Annotated in this window: 14 protein-coding genes; 8 read left to right on the forward strand and 6 right to left on the reverse strand. The window is 76.0% G+C overall.

Going from position 1 to position 16,322, the window contains the following annotated elements:
* Positions 1–73 precede the first annotated feature (73 nt).
* Positions 74–3,268 (reverse strand): AfsR/SARP family transcriptional regulator, encoded by a 3,195-nt coding sequence (locus V1J52_RS04875; RefSeq protein WP_330138335.1) that lies wholly within the window; start codon positions 3,266–3,268, stop codon positions 74–76.
* Positions 3,269–3,459: 191 nt separating this feature from the next.
* Positions 3,460–3,891, reverse strand: a complete 432-nt coding sequence (locus V1J52_RS04880; protein WP_330138336.1) for an SH3 domain-containing protein — start codon at positions 3,889–3,891, stop codon at positions 3,460–3,462.
* Positions 3,892–4,084: 193 nt separating this feature from the next.
* Between V1J52_RS04880 and V1J52_RS04885 the strand changes: the two genes are divergently transcribed.
* Complete coding sequence (locus V1J52_RS04885; RefSeq protein ID WP_330138337.1) at positions 4,085–4,507, forward strand: hypothetical protein; 423 nt, start codon at positions 4,085–4,087, stop codon at positions 4,505–4,507.
* A gap of 24 nt (positions 4,508–4,531) precedes the next feature.
* A complete protein-coding gene (locus V1J52_RS04890; RefSeq protein ID WP_330138338.1) occupies positions 4,532–4,918 on the forward strand; it encodes a hypothetical protein in 387 nt (128 codons plus the stop codon).
* A gap of 250 nt (positions 4,919–5,168) precedes the next feature.
* Here the strand turns inward: V1J52_RS04890 and V1J52_RS04895 are convergent, their stop codons facing one another.
* Positions 5,169–6,014, reverse strand: a complete 846-nt coding sequence (locus V1J52_RS04895) for a patatin-like phospholipase family protein (RefSeq protein ID WP_330138339.1) — start codon at positions 6,012–6,014, stop codon at positions 5,169–5,171.
* A 201-nt stretch (positions 6,015–6,215) separates the two neighbouring features.
* Between V1J52_RS04895 and V1J52_RS04900 the strand changes: the two genes are divergently transcribed.
* The 3 genes from V1J52_RS04900 to V1J52_RS04910 all read left to right on the forward strand — a co-directional run bounded on the left by V1J52_RS04900 (position 6,216) and on the right by V1J52_RS04910 (position 9,717).
* Positions 6,216–7,604: a peptidoglycan-binding protein gene (locus V1J52_RS04900; RefSeq protein ID WP_330138340.1), complete on the forward strand. Its 1,389-nt coding sequence runs from the start codon at positions 6,216–6,218 to the stop codon at positions 7,602–7,604.
* Positions 7,601–8,341 (forward strand): ABC transporter ATP-binding protein, encoded by a 741-nt coding sequence (locus tag V1J52_RS04905; RefSeq protein ID WP_330138341.1) that lies wholly within the window; start codon positions 7,601–7,603, stop codon positions 8,339–8,341. Before V1J52_RS04900 ends, V1J52_RS04905 begins: the two co-directional genes overlap by 4 nt.
* A 161-nt stretch (positions 8,342–8,502) precedes the next feature.
* Positions 8,503–9,717: an ABC transporter permease gene (locus V1J52_RS04910; RefSeq protein ID WP_330138825.1), complete on the forward strand. Its 1,215-nt coding sequence runs from the start codon at positions 8,503–8,505 to the stop codon at positions 9,715–9,717.
* Positions 9,718–9,837: 120 nt separating this feature from the next.
* Here the strand turns inward: V1J52_RS04910 and V1J52_RS04915 are convergent, their stop codons facing one another.
* Positions 9,838–10,152 (reverse strand): response regulator transcription factor, encoded by a 315-nt coding sequence (locus V1J52_RS04915; RefSeq protein ID WP_330138342.1) that lies wholly within the window; start codon positions 10,150–10,152, stop codon positions 9,838–9,840.
* A 224-nt stretch (positions 10,153–10,376) separates the two neighbouring features.
* Here V1J52_RS04915 and V1J52_RS04920 point away from each other — a divergent pair, with 224 nt between their 5' ends.
* Positions 10,377–10,898 (forward strand): hypothetical protein, encoded by a 522-nt coding sequence (locus V1J52_RS04920; protein WP_330138343.1) that lies wholly within the window; start codon positions 10,377–10,379, stop codon positions 10,896–10,898.
* A 4-nt stretch (positions 10,899–10,902) separates the two neighbouring features.
* Positions 10,903–11,814 carry a hypothetical protein gene (locus V1J52_RS04925; protein WP_330138344.1) on the forward strand — a complete coding sequence of 304 codons (912 nt, stop codon included), beginning with the start codon at positions 10,903–10,905 and terminating at the stop codon, positions 11,812–11,814.
* Between the two features lie 66 nt (positions 11,815–11,880).
* On the opposite strand, the gene V1J52_RS04930 is transcribed toward V1J52_RS04925, so the two are convergent.
* Entirely contained in the window at positions 11,881–13,599 is a 1,719-nt protein-coding gene (locus V1J52_RS04930; protein WP_330138345.1) for a helix-turn-helix domain-containing protein, read from the reverse strand.
* Positions 13,600–13,705: 106 nt separating this feature from the next.
* Here V1J52_RS04930 and V1J52_RS04935 point away from each other — a divergent pair, with 106 nt between their 5' ends.
* The gene (locus tag V1J52_RS04935; protein ID WP_330138346.1) at positions 13,706–15,130 is read left to right on the forward strand and encodes a helix-turn-helix domain-containing protein; all 1,425 of its coding nucleotides are present in this window, start codon (positions 13,706–13,708) and stop codon (positions 15,128–15,130) included.
* Between the two features lie 68 nt (positions 15,131–15,198).
* On the opposite strand, the gene V1J52_RS04940 is transcribed toward V1J52_RS04935, so the two are convergent.
* Positions 15,199–16,140 carry an AfsR/SARP family transcriptional regulator gene (locus tag V1J52_RS04940; protein WP_330138347.1) on the reverse strand — a complete coding sequence of 314 codons (942 nt, stop codon included), beginning with the start codon at positions 16,138–16,140 and terminating at the stop codon, positions 15,199–15,201.
* Between the last annotated feature and the right edge of the window lie 182 nt (positions 16,141–16,322).

Consider the following 16,322-nt stretch of genomic DNA (forward strand, 5'->3'; position numbering starts at 1 on the left):
CTCCACCCCCGTCCCAGGCCCGCCCTCCCGGCGGGCGGGATGGTGGACACCGTGGCCCCGGCGGACACCGCGGCTAGCGTGGCGGTGGCTCGTGGGCCTCCCTGCTGCCCACGGAGCGGAACACCTCGTGCGCCGCCCGCCAGAACCCTTCCGCCCCGTCCTCCTCACCGCGTGCGCTTGCCACGGCCCCCAGGTCCCGCAGTGTCCGGGCCTGCCACAGCGGCAGGCGGAGCGCCTTCCAGAGCGCCAGCGCCTCGTACAGGTGCCGGTCGGCCTCCTCCAGGTGTCCGGCGGCGAGGTGCCACTCCCCCAGTGTGCGCAGCACCAGCGCCTGCCCGAACCGGTCGTCGCGCTCCCGTACCGTCCGCAGGCACGCGTGCAGGTGGGTCTGCGCCGGGGGGAGCCGGCCGTCCCGCAGCAGCACCTTCGCCAGCGCCTGTTTCGCGTACATGGCGCCGAAGGCGTCGTCCAGGTCCTCGAACGTCCGCAGGGCGGACCGCAGCATCAGTTCGGCGTGGGCCAGTTCGCCCCGGGCCCGGTGCACCAGGGCCAGGGAGCGCAGGGCGAGCGCCGCCCCGTGCCGGTCGTCCTCGGCGCGGTAGTCCGCCATGGCCTCGTACAGGGCCGCGAACGCCTCGTCGTCGCGGCCCTGTTCGCGGTGCACGTAGCCGAGGCCGCTGAGCACGTGTGCCCGCGCCGCCACGTCACCGAGCCGTGCGAAGAGACCGCGGGCCTCCTCCAGCAGTTCCAGCGCCTGCGGATAGCGGGCCTGCTCCCGGCGGGCGGTGCCCATGCCGGCCAGCGCCGTGGCCCGGCCGCGGACGTCCCCGAAGGCGTCGAACAGGGCGAGGGCCTGCCGGTAGTAGCTGTAGGACTCCTCCATCTCGTCCTGCTCGTAGCGCAGCTGGCCGAGCCCGCACAGCAGTTGGGCCTCGCTCTCGCGGTCGTCGTCCCGGCGGGCGGCGTCGAGGGCCGTGCTGTGGGAGACGGACCACGCGTCGAAGGCGTTGTACAGGGCCGCCGACCCCGCACTGAGCGCCCCGGCCAGGGCGCTGGCCTGGGCGGCGAGGCCGTGCTCCGCGCAGTAGGCGACGGCTGCCAGGAGACTCAGCTGCTCGGCAGCGAACCAGTCGGCCGGCCGGGCGAGCAGCAGGCTCCGCGTCTCCTCGTCCAGCGGCCACTCCACCGGCGGGCCCGGCAGCAGCCGCAGGACGCCGCCGGGCCCGCGCGCCGCGGCCTGCCGCGCCAGCGCGAGCCAGCAGGTGACCGTGCGGAGCACGGCGGCCTCGCGCTCGCTCACCGGCTCCTCGATCCGGCAGCGTTCCGCGGCGTGCTCGCGGGCCAGTTCGGGGATGCGGTACCGCATCTGGCCGGTCGGATCGTCACCGGCCAGCTCCAGGAAGTGCTGGTCGCCCAGGCGCTCGACGGCGTCCTCCGCCTCCCGCGTGGTGACGTCGAGCAGCGGCGCGGCGATCCAGGCCGGGAAGTCGGGGAGTTGCAGCAGCGCGAGACGGCGCAGGGCTCGGCGGTCCGGCCCCCGAAGCTCGGCGTACCCGAGTTCGAGGCTGGTGCGCAGTTCGAGATCACCGGCCCGCAGCTCGTCCAGCCTGCGGCGTTCGTCGCGCAGCCGGCCGGCCAGCCGGGCGGCCGTCCAGTGCGGCCGGGCGGCCAGCCGGGCCCCCGCGATGCGGACGGCCAGCGGGAGCCGGCCGCACAGGGCGACGATCTCCGCGGCCCACTGCGGCTCGGCGGCCGTGCGGGCGTCCCCGGCGACCCGGCCGAGCAGGGCCACGGCTTCGTCCTCACAGGGCGGCGCCAGGTCCAGGTGCGCGGAACCGGCCAGGGCGACCAGGCGGCTGCGGCTGGTGACCAGCACGCCGCAGCCCGGCCCTGGCGGCAGCAGCGGGCGCACCTGCGCCTCGTTCACGGCGTTGTCCAGGATGAGCAGCATGCGGCGGCCCACCACCAGGGAGCGGTACAGGCCGACCAGCTCCTCCTCGGTGGCGGGCAGGGCCGCGGGATCGGCGCCGCAGGACCGCAGCAGCCGGTGGAGCGCCTCGGCGGGCGCCACCGGCTGCGTGTTGGAGCCGCGCATGTCCAGGAACAGCCGTCCGTCGGGGAACCGGTCGGCGAGGCGGTGCCCGACGTGCACGGCCAGCGCGGACTTGCCGACCCCCGATCTCCCGGAGAGCACACCGATGGGCGGCGCGGTCCGGCCGGCGCCGGGCGCCTCGCCGAAGAGCCGCAGAATCCAGGCGCTCTCACAGGCGCGGCCGACGAAGTCCGCGATGTCCGGAGGGAGTTGCGCGGGCACCGGAGCGGCCCTCGCCGCCTGGTGGCTGCCGGGCGCGGCCGGGGTGCCCTCCCCTGACCGGGCGTCGGGGAGCGCCCGGCCCGGCCCTGCGGCGGGGCCGGGCACGGACTGCGGCCCCGTGGCACCGGTGCGGCGCGGCGCACTGGCGGGGGCCGGTTCTCGCTGCCGGACGGGGGCGGCAGCCGTCTTCTGGGCGGGGACGGCGGAGGGCAGCGTCCCGGCGAGGACGGCCTGGTGCAGGGCCTGGAGCTCGGGGCCCGGTTCGATGCCGAGATCCTCGCGCAGCCGGTCGCGGCCCTCCCGGTAGACCCGCAGCGCCTCCGGAGTGCGGCCCGTGCGGTGCAGGGCCGTCATCAGCTGCCCGCGCGGCCGCTCCCGCAGCGGACTGGCCGCCACGTGCGCCATCAGCTCAGCCACCAGTTCGGCGTCCCGGCCGAGGGTCAGCTCCAGCGCGAAGCGCTCCTCCACAGCCTTGAGCCGGAGTTCGGCCAGACGTCCGCCCTCGATGCGTGCGAAGGACTGGCCGAGCCCCTCCAGGGCCTCGTGACCGCGCCACAGGCCCACCGCCTCCCGCAGGATCTCCACCGCCTCGGCGTGGCGCCCCTGCACCACGGCACGGCGGCCTGCCGCGAGCGCCTCCTCGAAGCGGTAGGCGTCCACGTCCTCGCACGGGAACTCGGCGGCGTACCCGGGGGAGCGGGTACGGATGGCGCCAGCGCGCCCGGTGGGCGCCAGGCATTTGCGCAGCGCCGAGACGTACGAGGCCACCAGCGCCTCCGCCGTCGCCGGAGCGGCGCTCGCCCACACCAGATCCACGAGCCGGTCGGTGGACAGCAACTGCCGCCGGTGCACCAGGAGCGCGGCCAGCAGTGCGGTGGGTTTCGGCCCGCCCAGCGGCACACGCCGGCCTTCGCTCCACACCTCGACCGGGCCAAGCAGCCGCACCTCGAACATCGTTCCCCGCCCTCGTAGCCGCGCGTCGCGGCTGCCTGGTCACGGCGGGCCGCAGCGGCGGTACCACAGCTACGAGGGAACCTTACCCGCCGCATGCCTGATCGACCGGCCGCCAAACGGGTGACGGCGACCGGCCTGGGGCACGAAGCACGGGAGGGAAGGCGGTCAGGCGAACGCCCCTTCGGAAGCGGTCAGATGTACTCGCAGTCGATCGTCGGGTCGTTGAGGCTGTCCACCGGGACGCCGGGCACCGGGCCGTTGTTGCTGCCCCCGCTCACGTAGACGGCGGAGACCCAGCCCAGCCGCTTGCCGGGGGTGATGACCTGCACCCAGTAGGTGTTGGTGTACCGGCCGTCGGTCACCCGGCCCCGCTCTCCCGCGTCGAGCTGGCAGTACGCCTTGACGGTCACCCGGCTGAGCCGCTCCTGCGTGGCGAGGTCGCAGCTCGTGCTCTGGCAGTTGCGCACGCGCACGTCGGTGGCCCAGATGTGGGCGGTCGCGGACGGGGGGTGGGCTGCCGCGGGCTGCGGCATAAGCGTGACCGCGGCCACCGCGGCACCCGCGACGCCCACCGTCGCGCGCAGACGGCGGCGGACGGCGCCCGCCGCACGGATTGCTGCCATGAGGTCTCCCCTTCCCTCCGCGGGCCGGGCAGCCCGCGCGTTCTGTCGAGGGGACGGGTGGCGGGGCGTCCTCGTATGACCCCGAACAGAAATCGGTGCCGACTCATACGAGAGTCCGTCCGCATCCGTCCTTCGCATGCAGTCGCCCGGACGCCCCGAGCGCGCCCGGACCTTCCCGAGAGAAGAGGCACGCATGACGCCCCGCATCCGCCGAGCCAGCGCGATACTGGCCGCAGCCGCCACCGGTCTGCTGGCCTTCCTCACCGCTCCCACCGCCCAGGCAGCCCAGGCCGCTTCGGCGGCGCCCACCGGCACGGCCGCCGCCGACTGCCGCTACGCCTACTGCGTGGACATCTGGGCGTCGAACGTGAACGTCCGCTCCTGCCCCGAGGTCAGCAGCCGTTGCCAGCCCGTCGGTTTCCAGGTCAGCCGGGAGCAGGTGGGCGCCTACTGCCAGGCGCTCGGCGGATACGTCCGCGACGGCCAGTACGAGAACCGCTACTGGGTGCACATCCTCACCGGCCGTGGCAGTGGCTGGGTCAGCGCCGTCTACGTCAGGGGCGGCTCCAACAACAGCGGCATCCCCGGCATCCCCGGGCCCGACAGCTGCCCCTGAGGCAGCCGCACGACAGGAGTGCGCATGATGAAGTCCCCGGCCCTGCTGGTCCTGTGCGCCGTCGCCACCCTGGGTGCCCTGGCACCGGCCCCGGCGCAGGCCGCCGACGGCCCGCGGTACCCCCTCTTCACCACCTGGGCCACGAACGTGAACGCGCGCACCGGCGTGCCCGGCAGCATGGCGTGTCCGGAGCACCCCTCGCCCGCCAACTGCCCCACGGTCCGGGGTCAGTCGCAGCCCGGCGACCAGCTCGCCGTGGTCTGCCAGACGCGCGGGGAGCACGTCGGCACCAACCCGAACTGGGTGTTCGCGGAGAACCGCACACGCGGGTTCGAGGGGTTCATGGCGAGCTACTACATCAAGCATCCCGACGACTGGCTGCCCGGTGTCCCGCAGTGCTACGGCCCGTGACGGCCACCGCAGGAGGGGCGCCCACCGGCCCGCCGACCGGGTCAGGGGCTGAACGGGCCGGAGTGCGTCTCCCCCGGTGCAACAGCCGGGGACCGCAACGGGACGGCCGCCGCGAGCTGCCCACTCGCGCCCGGTCCGGGCGGGAGTGCCGTCACGTACGGGGTCGCCATGTGCCATCCCAGCCGCCCGGCCACCGAGTGCCGCCCTCGGCCGGGGAAAGCCGAACCGGGGCCGGGTGGTGACGAGTGACTCAGCCGTGCCAGACGGCGGCCACCGCCCGGGCGTGCGCGGCTGCCTGGGCCCGTCCGGCGCGGGCGGCGGCGGCCCGGCGGGCCGGGTCCAGCATGTTGCGGCCGAACGCGGCGCGGGACGCGGCGTCCGGGGTGACGACCGCGACCCGGGCGCCGTCGGCCGCCAGCCGTTCGGCCTGGGCCCGCACGGAGACCAGCGGCCCGGCTCCCCCGGCCATCGGGGCGAGGATGACCACTCGCGCGCAGCCACGCGCCAGGTCGGCGTTGGCGCCGGAGCGCACTCCTCCGTCGATCCAGCGGCGTCCGGCGATGGTGGCGGGCGGCCACACCCCGGGCACGGCGCAGCTCGCGGTCACGGCGTCCACGACGTCCACGCCGCTCGCCGCGCCGAAGGCGCGGAACTCGCCGGTGCGGGCGTCCACGGCGGTCACGTGGAGCGCGGGGCGGCCGGGCCAGCGGTGCGAGAGCAGCCGTCCGGCGATGACGGCGCGCCGTTCGGCCTCCGGCGGCGTGGGCGCGTCCAGCGCCATACGCCCCAGCCGCGCGCGGAAGCGTCGGGGGTCCCGCGAGCGCAGGGCGGCCAGCGCCCAGCGCGTGAGCACGGCGGGCCCCAGCCGGGCGAACGTCTCGCCCGCGGGGTCCACGAGCTGCCGTTCGTACAGCTCGTCCGGGGTGCACGCGCCCGAGGTGAACTGGGCTCCGACGACGGAGCCCGCGGAGGTGCCGATGACGTGGTCGGCGGTCGTCAGGTCCACGCCCGCCCCGGCCAGTCCGGCGAGGAGGCCCGCCTCCCAGCCGATCCCGGTCAGTCCGCCTCCGCCGAGTACCAGTGCCGAGCCCTCCACGTGCGTCCTCCCTCGGTCCGGGCCGCGCCGGGTGACGTAAACCCGCCACGGCGAAATGCCGGATTGCACCGGCGTTCCGGGTGTTTGCGCAGGCGGCGGGCGGGGGCGCCGCCCCTAGAGTGTGCCCGACCGGGGCAGGACCGGCAGCCGTCGCGCCGGGGCCGCCCCTTTCGAGGCTCGGACGAGATCACGGGGTTGCAGGTGCTTCGCAGACGTCGTCACGCCGCGATCGCCGTCGTCGTGGGCGCGGTGGTGCTCACCGGGGTGGGCGTGAGCGCGGGCAGTGTCATCAAGTCGCCGCAGCAGGCCGCCGCGGACGTGGGCCCGCCCGCACCCGACACGCTGACGGCCCCGGTCGAGCACCGGGTGCTGACCGACACGGTGGTGACGCGCGGCCAGGTGACCTCCGGGCACACGGTCGACGTCGCTCCCGCCGGACCGGCCGGAGCGGAGGCGGGCCTCGCGGTCGTCACCAAGATCATGGCGGAAGCCGGTGGCGCGGTGGAGCCCGCCACCGTACTGCTGGAGGTGTCGGGGCGGCCGGTCTTCGCGCTGCGCGGCACCCTGCCCGTCTACCGGGACCTGAAGCCCGGGGCGCAGGGCGACGACGTCCGGCAGCTCCAGGAGGCGCTGGCCGGGGTGGGGTTCGGCACGGCCGCCGACACCCCCGGCACCTACGGCGAGGGCACGACGAGCGCGGTGCGGGCGCTGTACGCGGCGCTCGGGTACGACCCGGTGTCCGCGGAGCCGGACGGCGAGCAGCGCGTGCGCGACGCCGAGCGGGCGGTCCGGGACGCGGAACGCGCCGTGGAGGACGCGGCACCGGGCACCGGCCGCACCCGTGCCGCCGAGGACCTCGGTGCCGCCCGGGAGGCGCTGGCCGCCGCGCGGCGGGCGGCGGGGCCGATGGTGCCGACGTCCGAACTCGTCTACCTGCCCGGCTTCCCGGCCCGGGTGGACGCGCTGAACGCCCGGGTCGGCGGCCCGGCCGGGGAGAGACTGCTCACGCTGTCGGCGGGCGAGCTGGTGGTCGAGGGCACGCTCGGCGCCCACGAGAAGGGCCTCGTCCGCAAGGGCCAGAAGGTGGAGCTGTTCTCCGAGACGACGGGCAGGACAGCGACGGGCACGGTCGCCTCGGTGGCCGCGCAGCTCACCGTGCCCGGCGAGCAGCCGTCCGAGGAGGGTGCCGGGGCGGCGCTGACGCAGGGCGGTGCCGGTTACGCGTTCGTGGTGGAACCGGACAAGGCGCTGCCCGCGGAGCTGGCGCACGAGAACGTGCGGCTGACGGTCCAGGCCGCCTCGTCGACGGGGAAGGTGCTGGTCGTGCCGTTGTCCGCGGTGTCGGCGGGCGCGGACTCGCGGACGTCGGTCACGGTGCGGGAGGCCGGGGGGCGGCAGCGGCGCGTCGAGGTCCGGCCCGGCATCTCCGGTGACGGGTACGTGGAGGTCACGCCGGTGGGGGACGGAGAGCTGCGCGCGGACGACCAGGTGATCGTCGGCGTCTCCCCCGGCGCTGCCGCACCCGTCCCCGCTCCGGACGGTGCCGGACACCCGGCGGACCCCGCGCCCGGACCCGGGACGGCCCGGTGACCGGCGGCCCGGCCACCGTCGGCGCCGTCGGGAGCGGCGGTGCCGGTGCACCGCCCGTCATCGAGTTGCGCGGCGCGGGCCTGACCTACCCGGGTCCGCCGCCGGTCGAGGCGCTGAGGCCCTGCACGCTCACCGTGCGCGCCGGCGAGTACGTGACCATCGTGGGGCCGTCGGGCTCGGGCAAGTCCACGCTGCTGAACATCCTCGGTCTGCTCGACGTGCCCACCGCCGGGACCTACCGGCTGAACGGCACCGACACCACCGCCGTCCCGGACCGGCAGCGGACCGCGCTGCGCGGCCACCGCATCGGTTTCGTCTTCCAGTCCTTCCACCTGCTGCCGCACCGCACGGCGCTGGAGAACGTGGCGCTGGCCACCGTCTACAACCAGGCGGTCCCCCGGCGGCAGCGGCGGGCGCGGGCCCGGGAGGCGCTGGAGCGGGTGGGCCTCGCCCACCGGACCGACGCGTCCCCGCCGCACCTGTCGGGCGGGGAACGGCAGCGCGTGGCCATCGCCCGGGCCCTGGTGGCGCGCCCCGCGCTCCTGCTCTGCGACGAACTGACCGGCAACCTGGACACGGTGACCGCCGAGTCGGTGCTCGCCCTGCTGGACGAGCTGCACGGGGACGGCATGACGGTTCTGGTCATCACCCACGACCCGGCAGTCGCCGCCCGTGGCCGCCGGACGGTGCGCATCCGCGACGGCGTCCTCACCGAGCAGCCGGCGGTGGCCGCGTGACCACCGGCGAACCCACCGCCCCGCAGCCCACCGCCCCGGGGTCCACGGCCCCGGAACCCACCGGCCCCGCGCCCGCCGCTCCCGGGCCCGCCCGCGGCGCTTCCGCTCGCGCCTCCGGGCGCCGGGCGCGCGGCCGCCGCGCCCGGCGCGGCGCCCGTGCGGTGCCGCGGTCCCGCCTCGCCCTGCGGGATCTGGTGAGCGAGGCGCTGGCCGGTGTCCTGCAACGGCCGGGGCGGTCGGTGCTGACGGCGCTGGGCACGGTTCTCGGAGTGGGCACCTTCGTGGCGGTCCTCGGTCTGACCTCGACGGCGTCCTCGCAGATCGACTCCCGGTTCAACACGCTGACGGCCACCGAGGTGACCATCGAGGACACCGGGGGCGACGACGCCGAGTTCGTCACCAACTCGTTCCCGGACGACGCCGCCGAGCGGATCGAGCGGCTGAACGGCGCCGAGCACGCGGGCGTCTACTGGCAGGTCACCCCCGGCGGCGCGCCCGGCGTCACGGCCGCTCCCGTGGGTGACGGCGCCGGGGGTGAGGAGACGCAGATCGTCGCCGCCTCCCCCGGTGTGCTCCTGGCGGCCGGTCCGCACCTCAGTCACGGCCGTGTCTTCGACGCGTTCCACGACGAGCGCGGTGAACACGTCGCCGTCGTCAGCGGCGGCCTGGCCGCGCGGCTGGGCATCTCGACGCTGGAGACGCGGCCTGCGGTCTTCATCGGCGGGACGGCCTTCACGGTGGTCGGCGTGCTGGACGACGTGGACCGCAAGCCGGACCTGCTGCTGTCGGTCGTCGTGCCGCGGGGCACCGCCGAGCGCGTGTGGGGCGGCCCGCAGCGCGGGGAGCGGGCGCGGATGCTCGTCTCCACCCGGCTGGGCGCCGCCCCGCAGATCGCGGCCGAGGCGGCGCTCGCGCTGGACCCCGCACACCCGGACCGGTTCAAGGCCATCCCGCCGCCGGACCCGAAGACGCTGCGCGGCAACGTCACCGCTGACCTGGACCAGCTCTTCCTGCTGCTCGCGGGCATCTGCCTGATCATCGGCACGGTCGGCATCGCGAACACGACGCTGGTGGCCGTGCTGGAGCGCACGGGGGAGATCGGGCTGCGCCGGGCGCTGGGGGCCCGGGGGCGGCACATCACCGTGCAGTTCCTCGCCGAGTCGGCGGCGCTGGGTGCGCTCGGCGGCCTGGTGGGCACCTCACTGGGCACCCTGACGGTCGTCGCCGTCTCGGCCCTGCGCGACTGGACGCCGGTGATCCACCCGGACACGGTCGCGGCGGCTCCCGTCGTCGGGCTGCTGACCGGAGTGGTCGCCGGTCTCTACCCGGCCTGGCGCGCCAGCCGCATCCAGCCGGCCGAAGCGCTGCGGAGGTGAGCCGGGCCGGGCTTCGCGTCCGGCCCGGAGTCCGGCCGCGGAACGGGTCCTGCCGCACGCCGCGCGACGGTGTGGCGGCGTGCGGCGCGCCCCGCGAGTCGGTGCGGGCGTGATGCGCGCCTACGACGCCGCGGACGGCGCCGGGGAGGCGGACGCGGCCGACAGGACGGCGCGGGCGGACCCGGCCGGGACGCACGGGCGGGCCGCGGCCCCCGGGCGTGCGGCTGCCACGTCGAACCAGCCGAGGCGTTCCGCCTTGGCTCCCAGGGCGACGCGTCCGGAGACGCCGAGCACGGTCATCATGCGGCCCACCCGGCGCTGCACGGTGCGGTGACCGATTCCCAGACGGCGCCCCACCGCCGCGTCGCTCAGTCCGTCGCACAGCAGGCTCAAAATGCGCAGGTCGATTTCGTCGGTCTTCGGTGAAATGGTCATTTCCCCCGCCCGAGGTCACATCAGAAAACTGGTCCAGACCATAGCTGAGCACTGCACGCAGTTGCAACGGTATTTACATAGCGGGCAAGTCGGACACATCAAAGGGGAGCTGGCGGGATTGCGTCATACACTGGAGCCGGGAGGCGCGGTCTTCTAATGTTTTCCTGCCCTGCCGTGCGGGTCAGGAATACACCGCACGCTGAATACCGCACCAAGGAGCCGAAATGCGGCGAACGAGCACGCGCAACCTGACCCGGTCCGCCCTCGCGGCTGCCACGTCCGCAGCGGCGCTGCTGATGACGGTGCCCTCGGCGTCCGCCGTTCCGACCAGCTACGAGAGCGACGCCTGCAGCTCCGCGAACAACAGGTACTGCTTCGAAATCTACTACAACAGCCACGGGGCGACCACGGGCTACTCCTACAGCGCCTGCTTCGTCGCCAACAAGAGCATTCCGGACCACTACGGCTATTCACCCAACGGCGCTGTTCTCGTGCGCTACGTCTACCGCGGCGGCCAGCTCCCGAACCACACCGGCTGCGACATGGCCAGCGGCAGCGGCCTGGGCATCAAGAACAACGCCGCCTCCGCTGCGAACAACGAATGCGGTGTGAGCAACCGCATCTACTACAATTCCGGATACCAGGGCACCTACGAGACGTTCCCCGCGGGCTGCGGCAGCTACTGGCCGGCCAGCAACCTGAAGTCCTCGCTCAAGAACGAGAACGCGTCGCACAAGCGACTGTGAGCCGATGAGGAAAGCCATACGTCCGGTCGCCGCGGCGGCCGTGCTGATGACGCTGGCCGGGTGCGGTTCCGGGGGCGGCCCGCCCTGGGCCTCCCCGGACCCGGCACCCTCGGTCAACGAGGACGCCTGGCCCGCGCCCGTCCCCGAGGAGGGGCTGGCCAAGGGCATGGTGCTGCCCATCGAGCAGTACCTCGTGTCCTACCCGGACAGCGTGGCCTGGGAACGGGCCCGGCAGAGCCTGTGGAAGTCGTGCATGGGCCGGTTCGGCTTCGCCTTCGACCCGCCGGAGCCGGGCCTGTACCCGCTGCCCGGTTACAACGACGCCAACATGCAGCGCCGCTACGGCATCACCGATCCCGAGGTGGCCGCCGAGTTCGGCTACCACCTGCCCGACGACCCGGGCGAGCCGCCGGTGTGGGAGCCGGGGCAGGGCGCCGAGGAAGCGGTGTTCCGCGGCGGGGGCCCGTCGGTCAGCGGCGGGCGCTACCAGGGTGAGCCGGTCCCCGAGGGGGGCTGCCTCGGGGAGTCCCAGCGCAAGCTCGGGCACTACGACTACACCCTGGCCGGGCAGGTGGAGTTCGCCAGCCTGGAGGAGTCGCAGAAGCGTCCGGAGGTGCGCGCGGCGCTGGGGCGCTGGTCGGCGTGCATGAAGCAGAACGGCTACACCGTCGAGCACCCCTACAAGACGCCGAACCTGCTCGGTAAGGCGCTGGGCGCCGAGCAGCCGTCCCGCGAGGAGCTGTCCCTGGCCGTCACCGACGTGAAGTGCAAGGAGACGAGCGATCTGGTGCGGACCTGGTTCACCGCCGAGACGCAGGTGCAGAAGCGCCGCATCGAGGAGAACCAGCTCGCCCTGGACGAGGAGTGGAAGGCCAACGAGGCCGTCCTCAAGAAGGCCGCCAAGATCAACGGCTGACCGCGCGGCCCGGCGCACGCCCGGGCCCGGTGCCCGCGCGGCCCGGCCCGGCGGCCTGGCGGGGTGTCAGCCCGCCCGGCGGTCCTCCCCGCTGGTGTGCGGGCCGTCGCCGAGTGCGCGGGCGGCCTGCGCGGCGAGGGCGGCCAGCTCCGTCCACCAGTGGTCGTGGTGGCGCAGCGCCGGAACGCGGAACACCGCCTCCGCGACACCGGCCACCTCCCGGTGCAGGCCCGCGGCAGCGGCCCGCCGGGTGGCCGCCGTCCAGTTGGGGAACTCCGTGTCCAGCCAGCTGAGGGCGTCGTCCGGCCCGCCGGGGAAACCGGCGTCGGGGCCCGCCTCCCCGGTCGCGGGCGCGGCGCGGCGGCCCGCGGCGGTGGCGCGGCGCAGCAGCGACTCCGTCAGCCGCGCCTCGGCCGCCGTCCGTCCGGCGTGCCCGTCCTCCAGCACGAGCACCTCGGACGCGAAGATCCGCACCAGGTCGTGGAAGCGGTAGCGGAACGCGGCCGGAGCGGGCTCCAGCATCCCGGCGTCGACCAGTTCGTCGAGGACCGCCCCCGCGCGGCCGGGCGGCAGCCCGGCCAGTGACGCGGCGAGTTCGGGCCCGAAGTCCGGGCCGGGCACCAGCGTCAGCAGCCGGAACAGCCGGCGGACCTCGGTACCGAGCTGCCGGTAGGAGAGCTGGAAGGCGGTGCGGACGTGCTGGTCCCCGAACCCCAGCCCGTCCAGCCTGCACTCCTTGCTGCGCAGCAGTCCGGCGAGCCGCCGCGCGGGTGCCGGGTCCAGCCGTTCGGCGGCGCAGGCGAGGCGGCTGCCGGCGATCCGCAGCGCGAGGGGCAGGTGGCCGCAGAGGCGGGCCAGTTCCCCGGCCGCGTCCGGTTCGGCGGCCACCGTCGTGCCGCCCGCCGTCCTGGCGAGCAGTTCCACGGACTCGGCCGGGGTGAGGACGTCCGGCTGGACGCGTGCGGTGCTCTCCAGACCGGCGAGGGTGCGCCGGCTGGTCACCAGGGCGAGGCAGCGCGGGCCGCCGGGGAGCAGGGGCCGCACCTGCCCCTCGTCGGCCGCGTTGTCGAGCAGCAGCAGGAGCCCGCGGCCGTGGACCAGCGACCGGTAGAGGTCGCCGCGCTCCCCGGCACCGGCCGGGACGTGGGAGGCGGGAACGCCCAGGGCCGCCAGCAGCCGGGCGAGGGCTTCCTTCGGCGGCACCGGCCGTGTCCCGGCGCCGCCCAGGTCGAGGTGGAGGAGTCCGTCGGGGAAGTGCCCGGCGCACAGGTGCGCGGCCTGGAGCGCGAGCGCGGTCTTCCCCAGGCCCGGCTGTCCCGAGACGGTGACGACGACGGCGGTGCCGGTGGTGCCCGCGGCGGCGGCCGCGGCGAGCGGGCGCAGCAGCGCCAGTTCCCTCTCCCGTCCGGTGAAGTCCCTCGGCGGTGCGGGGAAGGCGGGAGGGGCGGGCCGGTGGGGCGCGGCACGCGGCGGCCAGGGCTGCGGCCACCGCGCTCCGGGCGGTCCCGGGCCGGGGTCCGCCGCGCGGCGCCGGGCGGCGCGGCCCCGGGCCGCCGCGCGGTGCAGTTCCTCCCGGAGCTGCGCCGTGGCGCCGAGGGCGTCCGCGAGCGCATCGACGGTCGCCCGGTGCGGGCCGCGGCTGCGGCCGCTCTCCAGCGCGCTGACCGAGCGGACGCTGACCCCCGAGGCCGCGGCCAGTTCGCGCTGGGTGAGACCCGCCGTACGACGGCTGCGCACCAGCAGGTGTCCGAATCCGAAACAGGCCGGGGAGTGGTCGTTCGCCATGGCCGCCACGTGGTCGTCGGAACCCGGGTCCGGCCCTCCCCCACGAGTGCTGTTACCTCAACAAGCGTTCCCCGGCTGCCCTTTCGGCTTTTATATACTACCTTTCGTGCATCAGCAAAGCGTGTACGGGCGGTCACGCACTGGTGTCCACGGGCTGGTCGGCGAAGGGTCCCCGGCCGGACCCGCGGCATCGCGCGGCACGCTGGCGGACCTGCTGGCGGCCCACCGGGCCGAGACGGGCCTGAGCCAGGAGGCGCTGGCCGAGGCGGCCGGGCTGAGCGTCCGGGCCGTCCGGGACCTGGAGGCGGGACGGGTACGCGTTCCCCAGCAGCGCTCCGCGGCCTCCCTGGCCCGGGTGCTGTCCCTGAGCGGCGCGGCCCGGGAGCGTTTCCTCGCCACGGTCGCCGAAGCCCGGCGGGACCGGGCCCGTGTCCGGGCGGACGGGCCACCCGCGGCGCCCGTCCCCGCGCAACTCCCGCCGTCCCCTCCGCACTTCACCGGGCGTGTCGCCGAGGCGGCCGTGCTCGGCGACCGGCTGCTCCACGACGCGGCCGCCCGCCCCGGCGAACCGCCCGCCCGGCGCGCGGGCGGCGGCATCGCGGTCGTCACGGGGCAGGGCGGGCTCGGCAAGACGGCGCTCGCCCTGCACACCGCGCACCGCCTGCGGGAGCACTTCCCCGACGGGCAGCTCTACCTCGACCTGCGGGCGAGCCGGGGAGCCCCGCTGGACACCGAGGCGCTGCTCGCGCGGCTGCTGCGCGCTCTGGGCGTACCGGACGGGTCCGTTCCGCCGGATCTGGCCGCCCGGACCGCGCTGTACCGGCGGGCGACGGCCGGGCGGCGGCTGCTGGTCGTCCTGGACGACGCGCCGGGCGCCGCCGGGGTGCGGGCCCTGCTGCCGGGCGGGCGGACGTGCGCGGTCCTGCTCACCAGCAGGCACCGGGACGCCGGGCCGGAGCCCGGCGCCGCGGAGCTGCGGCTGGCCCCCCTCCCGCACGCGGAGGCCGCCGAGCTGTTCGCCCGGCTCGCGGGCCCGGGGCGGGTGGCGGCGGAGCCGGAGGCCGCAGCCGCCCTGGTGGACTTCTGCGCCGGTTCGCCCCTCGTCCTGCGGGTGACCGCCGGGCGGCTCTCCCGGCGTCCCGGGTGGAGCATCGCCGCCGTGCTCAAACGGCTGACGCAGGAGTGGAGCTGTCTGGACGCGCTGGTGGCCGGGGACATGTCGGTGCGGGAGAACCTGCGGTGCGCCTACCTCGGGCTGCCCCTCCCGTCACGGGTGGACGCCGTGGACCCGGCGCTGGTCTTCCGCGCGCTCGGTACCTCGGGGATCGACACGGTGACCGCCGAGGCGGTGGCCCGGCTGCTCGGGGTGACCGGTGACGTCGCGGGCGCGGCCCTGTCCGCGCTGGCCGCCGTGCACCTGCTGGAGCCGTCGGCTCCGGGGTGCTGGCGGCTGCCCGGACCGGCGCGGCTGTACGCGCTGGAACTGGCGGGTGCCTGGCCCGGCGCGGGCGACTCGTCCCGGCGCCGCTGAACCACCCGGGCGCGCCCGCGTCCGGGCGGGCGCCCCGGGTCCGTCGGGGACCGGCGCGGGTGCGCTGGTCAGCCGCCCGTCCCGGACCGGGACGGGGCGCCGGTGCCGGCCGGTTCCGGCGGCACGCCGAGCGAGCGCAGGGTGCGGGCGTACGCGCGGCGGGAGTTCGCCGCGCCTGCGGCGTCCCCGCCGCGTTCCCTGGCGGCCACCAGCGTCCGCCACGCCTCGTCCAGGTACGGGTCGAGCGCGAGTGCCTGCTCGGCGGCCGTCCACGACGCGTGGGCCCGGCCGAGCCGCAGTTCGCACCCGGCGAGCGCCGAGTACAGGCGGGCGGCCCGGCCGCGCAGGCGTCCGCGCGCCTCCACCACCCAGTCGGCGGCGCCCTCCTCGGGCAGCAGGTCCCCGCCGTACCAGCGCAGCGCGGCGCGCAGCGCCACGGCCTGCCGCTCCGGGTCGCCGCCCGCCTCGCGGCCCGGCTGCGGGCAGGACGCCGCGTGCCGGTCGAACTCCCGCACGTCGGAGGTGAACCAGCGGCCGAGCGCCAGGCCGTAGGAGTGCTCGTCGCGGGTCAGCAGCGTCGCCCCGCCCCGGCGCGTCCCGGGCTCCAGCAGGACGCGCAGCCGCGACACCGTCACCTGGAGGTTGCGCACGCCGGACTCGTGCGGCAGGTCCGGCCACAGCGCGTCGAGGAGCACGTCGCGGTGAACGGGCGTGCCCGCGTGCAGCGCGAGGACGCGCAGCAGGCTGCGCACCTTCGGCCGGACCGTCCCACAGTTCACCGGCGTGCCGCGTACCGCGACGCGGAGGCCGCCGAAGCAGCGGATCTGCACCACCGGAACGGCGGGTGCGGCAGCGGCGCCCGGGGAGAGGGAGGCCGGGGGGAGGGCGCCCGGGGGCGGGAGGTGCTCCGGCGGGGGGTCCGTGGTCTCGGTGACGTAGGGCCGCAGCAGCACCGCCGCCCGCGCCAGCAGCTTCTCCACCTCCGGCAGCCCGTGCCCGCCCTCGGGCACGCCTCCCGGCCCAGCATCCGCACGACTCGTGTACACAGCGCCGCTCCCCTCACGCGCGGGCCCACCCGGCCCATGCCACGCCCCCGGACCGCGACGGCCCTGGCCCTGGTCGGGACCCGCGGTCGCGGACCCTCCCAGCACACCATCGCGGCCGACTCCCGGACGAGGCAGAAGTGGTAGCA

The organism is Streptomyces solitudinis, from assembly GCF_036323765.1.
GTDB lineage: Bacteria > Actinomycetota > Actinomycetes > Streptomycetales > Streptomycetaceae > Streptomyces.

Coding starts and splice junctions, on each gene's coding strand:
- V1J52_RS04875 (WP_330138335.1), bottom strand. CDS start 3,268: ATGTTCGAGGTGCGGCTGCTTGGCCCGGTCGAGGTGTGGAGCGAAGGC.
- V1J52_RS04880 (WP_330138336.1), bottom strand. CDS start 3,891: ATGGCAGCAATCCGTGCGGCGGGCGCCGTCCGCCGCCGTCTGCGCGCG.
- V1J52_RS04885 (WP_330138337.1), top strand. CDS start 4,085: ATGACGCCCCGCATCCGCCGAGCCAGCGCGATACTGGCCGCAGCCGCC.
- V1J52_RS04890 (WP_330138338.1), top strand. CDS start 4,532: ATGATGAAGTCCCCGGCCCTGCTGGTCCTGTGCGCCGTCGCCACCCTG.
- V1J52_RS04915 (WP_330138342.1), bottom strand. CDS start 10,152: ATGACCATTTCACCGAAGACCGACGAAATCGACCTGCGCATTTTGAGC.
- V1J52_RS04920 (WP_330138343.1), top strand. CDS start 10,377: ATGCGGCGAACGAGCACGCGCAACCTGACCCGGTCCGCCCTCGCGGCT.
- V1J52_RS04925 (WP_330138344.1), top strand. CDS start 10,903: ATGAGGAAAGCCATACGTCCGGTCGCCGCGGCGGCCGTGCTGATGACG.
- V1J52_RS04930 (WP_330138345.1), bottom strand. CDS start 13,599: ATGGCGAACGACCACTCCCCGGCCTGTTTCGGATTCGGACACCTGCTG.